Here is a 2,197-nt window from a genome sequence, read left to right as displayed (position 1 = left end):
TAAACCAGAGCCTAAACCAGAGCTTAAACCGAAGCCTAAACCAGAGCTTAAACCAGAATCTAAGCCCCTAGAGAAACCAGCCCAAGGTGCAGAGGGTGCAAGCTTAGCAATAAATGCAGAGAGCGTTGTCTCTAGTAATAAAAAAGTTGCAACGAATACGCAAAGCTCCCCCCTTAACAAGGGGGCTATTAATGCTAGTTTTGCAAACAAAAAAAACTATGCAACGACCTTATTAACATGGCTAGAAAAGCACAAAGAATACCCAAGAATAGCTAAAAGTAGACGCCAGCAAGGCACTGTAATCGTATACTTTATAGTTGGTCGTGACGGTATGATCGTCACAAGCCGCATAGAGCAAACATCGGGTTACCCAGCGCTGGATGATGAAGCCCTCAAAATGTTACAACGCGCACAGCCATTACCCGCCATACCAAATGGTATCGCAGGCAATAATCTTGAGCTTGTTGTACCTGTTGAGTTTTTTATAAGGTAACGGCTTTTAATTGCCAAGGTATCAATGAGTTTAAATAGAGCCGAGTGCAAAAAGGTATTAAAGTAATGTTATAGCGTTATCTAGCGCTAAGTAAAAATCAGTGATGAAAAAGCCGACAAAAGTCGGCTTTTTCAATTATTTAGCGGTTACTTATAAAACGCTTCTACTGTGCCTTTTACTTTCATAAGTAATGGCTGGCCGCGGCGGTCTAGTGCTTTAGGTGCGGCTACTTTGATCCAACCTTCACTGATGCAGTACTCTTCAACGTCAAAACGCTCTTTGCCGTTAAGTGTAATGCCGATTTCATGCTCGAATACTTCTTCTACATAAAATTTGCTACGTGGGTTGATCGAAAGTTGATCTGGTAATTCTGGTTTATTTGTATCAGTCATAATTGTGATCTGCATTGAATATATTGTGTGCCATTGTAGGCAATACAGGCCTTAGGCTCAATATACTGATCAAAATAAATTAACTGCACAGTTGCTTTGATTGCTTAATACAGTGGCTAATTATTTCGTCACGAGTGACATCTTTGTCAAAGTAATAATCAAAGCGCATAGTGAGGTTAGTCGCTTGCTCTTGCTCAGGCCAATGCCATTTACGAACAAGTTGCAGAGTAGCTGACACCATAGCATTTAGGGTTGGTATTATTTTTTATTAAATTGAACGTTATATTGTATCACTGCTTTGCAATTATGTTATATTATATCCAAACAAGACTAGCAATCATTAAAGTGGATCATGAAGTACTCAGCATTAACTCTTGCCTTTGCAGCACTCTCTTTTGGCTCTAATGCCACAGAATCAGATATAGAAACCATCACAATTGCACATAAACAAGCCTTTAGAGGAGATATTCCTGTTAAAGAGCTGCCGCAGTCAATTACCACATTAAGTAAAGAAATGATGGTTGATAATGGCATCACTAAATTCAGGGATGCACTTGATTTTTCTGCCAGTATTTCTCGCAAAAATAATGGTGGGGCATTGTGGGATAGCTACTCTATAAGGGGGCTATCGGGTAATGAAAATATGCCATCAGGCTATTTAATTAATGGCTTTAGTGGTGGGCGAGGTTTTGCGGGCCCACGTGATGTATCTAACATTGAATATATTGAAGTGTTAAAAGGCCCAGGTTCTGCACTCTATGGTCGCTCTGAACCAGGCGGTACAATTAATATTATTACTAAAAAACCACAGTTCTATCAGCAAGGCCAGTTAAAAGCTGAACTTGGCAGTGATGATCATAAACGTGTGCAAGGTGATTACACTAACGGCCTAACTGAAGATATTGCATTTCGAATTAATGGTGCATGGCAAGATAGTGACAGTTTTCGAGATCACGTACATCATGATAAGTTTGTGATCACGCCTTCGGTGTATTACAGCATCAATGATAAATCGTCATTAACGTATGAGTTTGAGTACGTTGACCAGCAGCAAATGTATGACCGAGGTATTGTTGTACTTAACGATAATTTTGATACCGTACCTAGAAGCCGTTTTTTAGGTAACCCTAATGATGCGCCAACTAAAGTGCACTCTCGCGGACACCAACTTAATTATGACTATGACTTTAATCGCGACTGGTCACTCTTATTGGGCGCTAACCATCGTACCGCTACGTTAACAGGTTTTTCGTCTGATGCTGAACTATCTCCTCCAAGACAGACTTTGTCTTTAGATAATCCTATGCTTACG

Annotated in this window: 4 protein-coding genes; 2 read left to right on the top strand and 2 right to left on the bottom strand. The window is 40.1% G+C overall.

Going from position 1 to position 2,197, the window contains the following annotated elements; translation table 11 throughout:
- Positions 1-493, top strand: a 493-nt coding sequence (locus tag H5232_RS23000; RefSeq protein WP_182783478.1) for an energy transducer TonB, incomplete at its 5' end; no start/stop codon positions are given.
- Between the two features lie 146 nt (positions 494-639).
- Here the strand turns inward: H5232_RS23000 and H5232_RS22995 are convergent.
- Together H5232_RS22995 and H5232_RS22990 are read right to left on the bottom strand one after the other, a co-directional pair.
- The gene (locus H5232_RS22995; protein WP_149982278.1) at positions 640-885 is read right to left on the bottom strand and encodes a DUF3297 family protein; all 246 of its coding nucleotides are present in this window, start codon (positions 883-885) and stop codon (positions 640-642) included.
- 79 nt (positions 886-964) lie between these two features.
- Complete coding sequence (locus H5232_RS22990; protein WP_182717542.1) at positions 965-1,126, bottom strand: hypothetical protein; 162 nt, start codon at positions 1,124-1,126, stop codon at positions 965-967.
- Positions 1,127-1,237: 111 nt separating this feature from the next.
- Here H5232_RS22990 and H5232_RS22985 point away from each other — a divergent pair.
- A partial coding sequence (locus tag H5232_RS22985; protein WP_182831614.1) for a TonB-dependent siderophore receptor occupies positions 1,238-2,197 on the top strand: 960 nt, incomplete at its 3' end.

The organism is Pseudoalteromonas sp. SG41-5, from assembly GCF_014164495.1.
GTDB classification, from domain to species: domain Bacteria; phylum Pseudomonadota; class Gammaproteobacteria; order Enterobacterales; family Alteromonadaceae; genus Pseudoalteromonas; species Pseudoalteromonas rhizosphaerae.
This window is presented reverse-complemented; position numbering and strand designations above follow the sequence as displayed.